This window comes from Burkholderia sp. Ac-20353, assembly GCF_017104785.1.
GTDB lineage: Bacteria > Pseudomonadota > Gammaproteobacteria > Burkholderiales > Burkholderiaceae > Burkholderia.
The window spans coordinates 25,144-32,397 of sequence record NZ_JAAGPL010000091.1; the positions used below are offsets into that span (position 1 = coordinate 25,144).

Annotated in this window: 6 protein-coding genes and 1 pseudogene; 6 read left to right on the top strand and 1 reads right to left on the bottom strand. The window is 68.8% G+C overall.

Annotated features, from left to right (window positions below; translation table 11 throughout):
* Positions 1-70 precede the first annotated feature (70 nt).
* The 6 genes from G3N94_RS24060 to bioB all read left to right on the top strand — a co-directional run bounded on the left by G3N94_RS24060 (position 71) and on the right by bioB (position 6,776).
* On the top strand, positions 71-1,333 hold the full coding sequence (locus tag G3N94_RS24060) for a prolyl oligopeptidase family serine peptidase (RefSeq protein ID WP_205795065.1): 1,263 nt from the start codon (positions 71-73) through the stop codon (positions 1,331-1,333).
* Positions 1,334-1,617: 284 nt separating this feature from the next.
* Positions 1,618-2,019 carry a HipA domain-containing protein gene (locus G3N94_RS24065; RefSeq protein WP_277398567.1) on the top strand — a complete coding sequence of 134 codons (402 nt, stop codon included), beginning with the start codon at positions 1,618-1,620 and terminating at the stop codon, positions 2,017-2,019.
* Between the two features lie 409 nt (positions 2,020-2,428).
* A complete protein-coding gene (gene bioA, locus G3N94_RS24070; RefSeq protein WP_205795067.1) occupies positions 2,429-3,772 on the top strand; it encodes an adenosylmethionine--8-amino-7-oxononanoate transaminase in 1,344 nt (447 codons plus the stop codon).
* Complete coding sequence (gene bioF / locus G3N94_RS24075; protein WP_205795068.1) at positions 3,772-5,007, top strand: 8-amino-7-oxononanoate synthase; 1,236 nt, start codon at positions 3,772-3,774, stop codon at positions 5,005-5,007. Before bioA ends, bioF begins: the two co-directional genes overlap by 1 nt.
* Positions 5,004-5,723, top strand: a complete 720-nt coding sequence (bioD, locus tag G3N94_RS24080; RefSeq protein WP_205795069.1) for a dethiobiotin synthase — start codon at positions 5,004-5,006, stop codon at positions 5,721-5,723. Before bioF ends, bioD begins: the two co-directional genes overlap by 4 nt.
* A 33-nt stretch (positions 5,724-5,756) precedes the next feature.
* Positions 5,757-6,776, top strand: a complete 1,020-nt coding sequence (gene bioB / locus G3N94_RS24085; RefSeq protein ID WP_205795070.1) for a biotin synthase BioB — start codon at positions 5,757-5,759, stop codon at positions 6,774-6,776.
* A 108-nt stretch (positions 6,777-6,884) separates the two neighbouring features.
* Here the strand turns inward: bioB and G3N94_RS24090 are convergent.
* Positions 6,885-7,254 (bottom strand): annotated as a pseudogene (locus G3N94_RS24090) (EAL domain-containing protein); the annotation flags it as partial.

Genomic DNA, 7,254 nt, shown 5'->3' on the forward strand with positions numbered 1-7,254 from the left:
CATTGCACAACCCAAAATTGTCAGGCTACGATGAGCCTCAGTTTGGTCAGTTGCATGGCAGGGCTTACGAATGGCGTTCAGCAAGGTATTGGTGGGATGGATGGCGGCTTGTACGCTGTCGGCCGCTCTGGCCGATACGTTGCCGAACGCCGGTACCCCGGGCGGGCCGCTCGCCCGCGCCGAACGCTTCGATTACAGCGGGTCGGGCCTTCCGCAGGTCGCCGCGAACCTGAACGAGCAGGTCATCCACATCCCGGCCGACGCGTCGGGCACGGTGACGCTCGAGGCCACGCTGTTCAAGCCGGACGGCCCCGGCCCGTTCCCGCTCGTCGTGTTCAACCACGGCAAGAATCCCGGTGATCTCCACCAGCAGCCGCGCAGCCGCCCGATCGCGTTCGCGCGCGAATTCGTGCGCCGCGGCTATGCGGTGATCGCGCCGAACCGTCAGGGCTTCGCGGGCTCCGGCGGCACCTACCAGCAGGAAGGCTGCAACGTCGAGAAAAACGGTCTCGCGCAGGCGGCCGACGTCGGCGCGACGGTCCGCTACATGGCGCACCAGCCGTATATCGACGCGTCGCACATCGTCGTCGCCGGCACGTCGCACGGCGGGCTCGCGTCGATCGCTTACGGCACCGAGGCGGCATCCGGCGTACGCGGCATCATCAATTTCTCCGGCGGGCTGCGCCAGGACCTCTGCGACGGCTGGCAGCGCAATCTCGTCGACGCGTTCGACCAGTACGGCGCGCATAGCGCGGTGCCGTCGCTGTGGCTCTACGGCGACAACGATTCGGTGTGGACGCCGGCGCTCGTCGCGCAGATGCACGACGCGTACGCGTCGCACGGCACGCACGTGCAGTTCGTCGACTTCGGCCGCTACAAGGACGACGCGCACCGGCTGATCGTGGATCGCGACGGCGTGCCCGTCTGGTGGCCGGCCGTCCATGCGTTCCTCGCCGATCTGAACCTGCCGACCGCGGTGCGCTATGCGGTCGCGAACCCGCGCGAGCCGAAGGCGTCGGGCTTTGCGTCGATCGACGCGGTCGACGCGGTGCCGTTCGTCGACGAGGCCGGCCGCGAAGGCTATCGCCGCTTCCTGAACCAGCATCCGAGCCGCGCGTTCGCGGTGTCGGACGAAGGCGCGTGGTCGTGGGCCGAAGGCGGCGACGATCCGATGGCGCTCGCGCTCGACAACTGCGCGAAGCAGGGTGCGGGCGCATGCCGGCTGTATGCGGTCAACGATCGCGTCGTGTGGAATGCGCATGCGTCGCAGACCGCGGACAACGGCGAACACGACGACGATACGCCGGCCGCACGTTCGCTCGCGGCGCGCTGATCGCGTCACTCTTGATCGATCCTTTCCGATAGTCCGGTTCGGGCGCCCGTATTTGCCTGTATCTCGCGGTTGCGCGACGATGCAACGCGCCATTGGCTGGCCGACGCCGCCTGCAGGCGTGCTTCGCGCCAAAGGATGCCGGCCACGGCACGCCACCGACAACTCGCACCGACGCCCCCGATCCCGTTTCGTCGGCTTCTCGCTGACTGCGTCCCGCTGACGGGTGCCGTGTGACGGCGAGGCAGTCTGCGCGGCCTTCGTCGATACGAGCGTTTTCCGGTGTCATGCTCGTAAAATCACGCACAAAGGATATAAGGCTCGTTTTTACGAGCATCAGCATGGTCGACCTGGGTACCCGCCAGGTGATGCTGATCCGCCGATTCGACCGGTATTGGACGCACCCGGAGTTCGAGACGCTGCCCGGCGACAACGCGTTGTACCTGCCGCCGAAGGCCGGTGCGACGGAGCGCAGGATTCCCTTTGCCAGTGCATTGACGCTGGTTGGCTGCCCGGAAATGGAATCGATGGCGAAGAGCTACCAGGACGTCGCCCACGCGATCCGGCAGCACGTGCACATCGATCACATCCGCGCCGATAACCGGGAACTCTTCAAGCGCATGGTCTTCAACATCCTCGTCAGCATCGACGACGTGTCCTCGGCGGAACTTCGCAAAGCACTGCCCTGAGCCGCGAGCGTGTCGCGCCTCCGAAACATCGCCAACGCAGCAAGCAACGCGGCATCTCAATCGCAGGCGCCCCTTCGTTCCCCGTTTTTCCTGCCCATCCCGCGCCACCCAACCCTGATTTTTTTCTGTTGGGGGGTGTCACTCGAACGTCGTCATCTGCATGCATTTATGGACATCTGGATCGTACCGTTCCGAGCCGCTTCGAACTGCGTCAAACTCCCGCCAGCCAAGGCTTTGCGGCGTTTGTAACCGCTAGTGCAGGAAGCCGCGGAACACGCTAATCTCAGCGCGTTCTCATGTTTTGCATGTTTTGCATGCCGCCATGACGGCCTGCATGGCCGTCATTCGATGCCGGCCGCGACGCATCCCGCACGATGCCGCGCGCCCTCTGTTTCTCACCGGAGCCGATTTGAGTACGCAAGCGACCGACGACTGGGTCGCGCGCAGCCTGCGCGCGGTCTGGCACCCCTGCACCCAGATGAAGCACCACGAGCGGCTGCCGCTCATCCCCGTCGCGCGCGGCGCGGGCGTGTGGCTGTACGACCGCGACGGCCGCCGCTATTTCGACGCGATCAGCTCGTGGTGGGTCAACCTGTTCGGCCATGCAAACCCGGACATCAACGCCGCGCTGAAGGACCAGCTCGACACGCTCGAACACGCGATGCTCGCCGGCTGCACGCACGCCCCCGCGATCGAGCTCGCCGAACGGCTCACCGCGCTCACGCAGCACACGCTCGGCCACGCGTTCTTTGCATCGGACGGCGCGTCGGCGGTCGAGATCGCGCTGAAGATGAGCTTCCACGCGTGGCGCAACCGCGGCCACGCGGACAAGTGCGAATTCGTCTGCGTCGCGAACGGCTATCACGGCGAGACGATCGGCGCGCTCGGCGTGACCGACGTCGCACTGTTCAAGGATGCATACGACCCGCTGATCCGCCACGCGCACGTCGTCGCGTCACCCGACGCGCGGCTCGCGCAGCCGGGCGAGACGGCCGCCGATGTCGCGGGCCGCGCGCTCGCCGACGTGCGACGCCTGTTCGTCGAGCGCAACGGCAAGATCGCCGCGCTGATCGTCGAGCCGCTCGTGCAGTGCGCGGCCGGCATGGCGATGCACGATCCGTCGTACGTGCGCGGGCTGCGCGCGCTGTGCGACGAATTCGGCGTGCACCTGATCGCCGACGAAATCGCGGTCGGCTGCGGCCGCACCGGCACGTTCTTCGCGTGTGAGCAGGCTGGCGTATGGCCCGATTTCCTGTGCCTGTCGAAGGGCATCAGCGGCGGCTACCTGCCGCTGTCGCTGGTGCTGTCGCGCGACGACATCTTCGCGGCGTTCTACGACGACGACACGACACGCGGCTTCCTGCACTCGCATTCGTACACGGGCAACCCGCTCGCGTGCCGCGCGGCGCTCGCGACGCTCGACCTGTTCGCGCGCGACGACGTGCTCGCGCGCAATGCACGCAACTCCGCCGTGCTGCGCAACGCGCTCGCGCCGCTCGCCGCGCATCCTCAGGTGCGCCACCTGCGCGAGCGCGGCACGCTGTTCGCATTCGACGTCGCGCTCGACGGCGATGCCGCACGCGGCTTCTCGCGGCGCTTCTTCGAACGCGCGCTCGAGCGCGAGCTGCTGCTGCGCCCGATCGGCACGACCGTCTACCTGATGCCGCCGTACGTGATGAGCGACGACGAAATCGCATGGCTCGCGCAGCGCACGCGCGACACGCTCGACGCCACCCTCGCGGAGATCGCCTGATGACCCTGCTCGACACCCTGCAACGCGGCCTCGCCGAACTCGACGCGCAAGGCCTGCGCCGCGTGCGCCGCACCGCGGATAGCGCGTGCAGTGCGCACATGACCGTCGACGGCCGCGAGATCGTCGGCTTCGCAAGCAACGACTACCTCGGGCTCGCCGCGCATCCGGCACTCGTCGCCGCGTTCGGCGACGGCGCGCAGCGCTACGGCTCCGGCAGCGGCGGCTCGCACCTGCTCGGCGGCCATTCGCGCGCGCACGCGCGTCTCGAGGACGAGCTCGCCGACTTCTGCGGCGGCTTCTCCGACGCGCCGCGCGCGCTGTACTTCAGTACCGGCTACATGGCGAACCTCGCCGCGATGACCGCGCTGACGGGCAAGGACGCGACAATCTTCTCCGACGCGCTGAACCATGCCTCGCTGATCGACGGCATCCGGCTGTCGCGCGCGAACGTGCAGGTCTATCCGCACGCGGACACGGCCGCGCTCGCCGCGCTGCTCGAAGCGTCTGACGCGCCAACGAAGCTGATCGTCAGCGACACCGTGTTCAGCATGGACGGCGACCTAGCGCCGCTCGCCGAACTCGTCGCGCTGGCCGAGCGCCACCGCGCCTGGCTCGTCGTCGACGATGCGCACGGCTTCGGCGTGCTCGGGCCCCAGGGGCGCGGCGCGCTCGCGGCCGCCGCGCTGCGCTCGCCGAACCTCGTCTATGTCGGCACGCTCGGCAAGGCGGCCGGCGTCGCGGGTGCATTCGTCGTCGCGCACGAGACGGTGATCGAATGGATGATCCAGCGCGCGCGCAGCTACATCTTCACGACGGCCGCGCCGCCCGCGGTCGCGCATGCGGTGTCGGCAAGCCTGAAGGTGATCGCCAGCGACGAAGGCGATGCGCGCCGCGCGCACCTCGCCGCGCTGATCGAGCGCACCCGCGCACTGCTGCGCAATACGCGCTGGCAGCCGGTCGATTCGCATACGGCCGTGCAGCCGCTCGTGATCGGCAGCAACGACGCGACGCTCGCCGCGATGAGTGCGCTCGACGCGCACGGCCTGTGGGTGCCGGCAATCCGGCCGCCGACGGTGCCGGTTGGCACGTCGCGGCTGCGCATCTCGCTGTCGGCCGCGCATTCGTTCGATGATCTCGCGCGGCTCGAAGCGGCGCTGATCGACGCGAGCGACGCGAGCGAGGCGAGCGAGGTGGCGCCGGCCTCCGTCGACGCAGCCCGGCGGGAGGCCGCATGAGCGTCCCGCTGTCGCTGTTCGTCACCGGCACCGATACCGAGATCGGCAAGACCTTCGTGTCCGCCGCGCTGCTGCACGGCTTCGCGCGGCAGGGCCTGCGCGCGGCCGCGCTGAAGCCGGTCGCGGCCGGCGCCTATGAACAGGACGGCGTGTGGCGCAACGAGGACGCCGACCAGCTCGACGCGGCCGCGAACGTCGTGCTGCCGCCCGAGCTGCGCACACCGTTCCTGCTGAAGGCGCCCGCCGCGCCGCACCTCGCCGCCGCGCAGGAAGGCGTGACGCTCGACATCGACACGATCGTCGCGTGCCATCGCGAAGCGATGACGCGCGCGGACATCGTCGTCGTCGAAGGCGCCGGCGGTTTCCGCGTGCCGCTTTCCGACACCCACGACATGGCCGACCTCGCGGTCGCGCTCGGCGTGCCGGTCGTGCTCGTCGTCGGCGTGCGGCTCGGCTGCATCAGCCACGCACTGCTCACCGCCGACGCGATCGCCGCGCGCGGCCTCACGCTCGCGGGCTGGGTCGCGAACCACGTCGATCCGGCGATGTCGTTCCCTGACGAGAACGTCGCGACGATCCGCGACTGGTTCGCCCGCGAACACCGCGCGCCGTTGCTCGGCCGCATTCCGCACCTGAGCCCGGCTGCCCCCGAATCCGCCGCGGCGATGCTCGACGTCGCCGCGCTCGTCGACACGCTGCGCACCGCGCAGCGTTGATCCACCCTACTCCCCGCATCCAGGAAGAACGATATGACCCAAGCCCAGACCGCCGCCGTGCAATCCGATGCAATCCCCGTGGCCGCGCCGGCCGCCCAGCGCTGGCGCGTCGCCGACGTCGTCGCACTGTTCGAGCTGCCGTTCAATGACCTGATGTACCGCGCGCAGCAGGTGCACCGCGAGCACTTCGACGCGAACGCGGTGCAGCTGTCGACGCTGCTGTCGATCAAGACGGGTGGCTGCGAAGAGGATTGCGGCTACTGCTCGCAGTCGTCGCATCACGACACGGGGCTGAAGGCCGAGAAGCTGATGGATGTCGACGCGGTGCTCGACGCCGCGCGCGCCGCGAAGGCGAGCGGCGCGAGCCGCTTCTGCATGGGCGCCGCGTGGCGCAACCCGAAGGAGCGCCATATGCCGGCGCTGACGGAGATGGTGCGCGGCGTGAAGGAAATGGGGCTCGAGACCTGCATGACGCTCGGCATGCTCGAGGACGAACAGGCGAAGGAGCTCGCCGACGCGGGTCTCGACTACTACAACCACAACCTCGATACGTCGCCGGAGTTCTACGGCCAGATCATCTCGACGCGCACCTACCAGGATCGCCTCGACACGCTCGACCGCGTGCGCGACGCGGGCATCAACGTGTGCTGCGGCGGGATCATCGGGATGGGCGAATCGCGCCGCGAGCGCGCGGGGCTGATCACGCAGCTCGCGAACCTGAACCCGTATCCGGATTCGGTGCCGATCAACAACCTGGTCGCGATCGAGGGCACGCCGCTCGAAGGCACCGCGGCGCTTGATCCGTTCGAGTTCGTCCGCACGATCGCCGTTGCGCGGATCACGATGCCGAAGGCCGTGGTGCGGCTGTCGGCCGGCCGCGAGCAGCTCGACGACGGGTTGCAGGCGATGTGCTTCCTCGCGGGCGCGAACTCGATGTTCTATGGCGACCAGCTGCTGACGACCAGCAACCCGCAGTCGCAGCGCGACCGTGCGCTGTTCGAGCGCCTCGGGATTCGCGCGAGCCAGCCGGACGCGCTCGGCACGGACGCGTAAGCGCGGCGCTGCGGCGTCATGAGGAAAGCCGGGACATGTCCCGGCTTTTTTTCGTTTACCCGACGCTTGGCGTCGGGTTGCCGCGGCATCGCGGATCACGACGTCCGCTTACACGGCGTCCGCTTCGTCGTCGATCCAGTCGATATCGCCGCACAGCACGCGCAGCGCGTCGCCGACGCGAACGGCAACAGACAATGTCACACAAGGTTGCGCCTCGTTGATCGACAGGTACGGCCGCGTCACCTGCACGCGCCCCGGCTCGCCGATCGCCGTGTGGAAGTATGGCCGCCGCAGCCAGTTCGCGCCCTGCGCATCCGCGAGCGGCAGAAAGCGCGTCTCGCGCGTCGCGCGATCGGCGCGCAGCACGACGTTGCGGCCCGCCTGCCGGCCCTGCGCGTCGAGCAGGAAGCAGCGCGCCGCGTCGTCGAGCGCGAGGAAGTTCCAGCACACCTCGTCGAGCGGCTCGCCGGCCGCGACG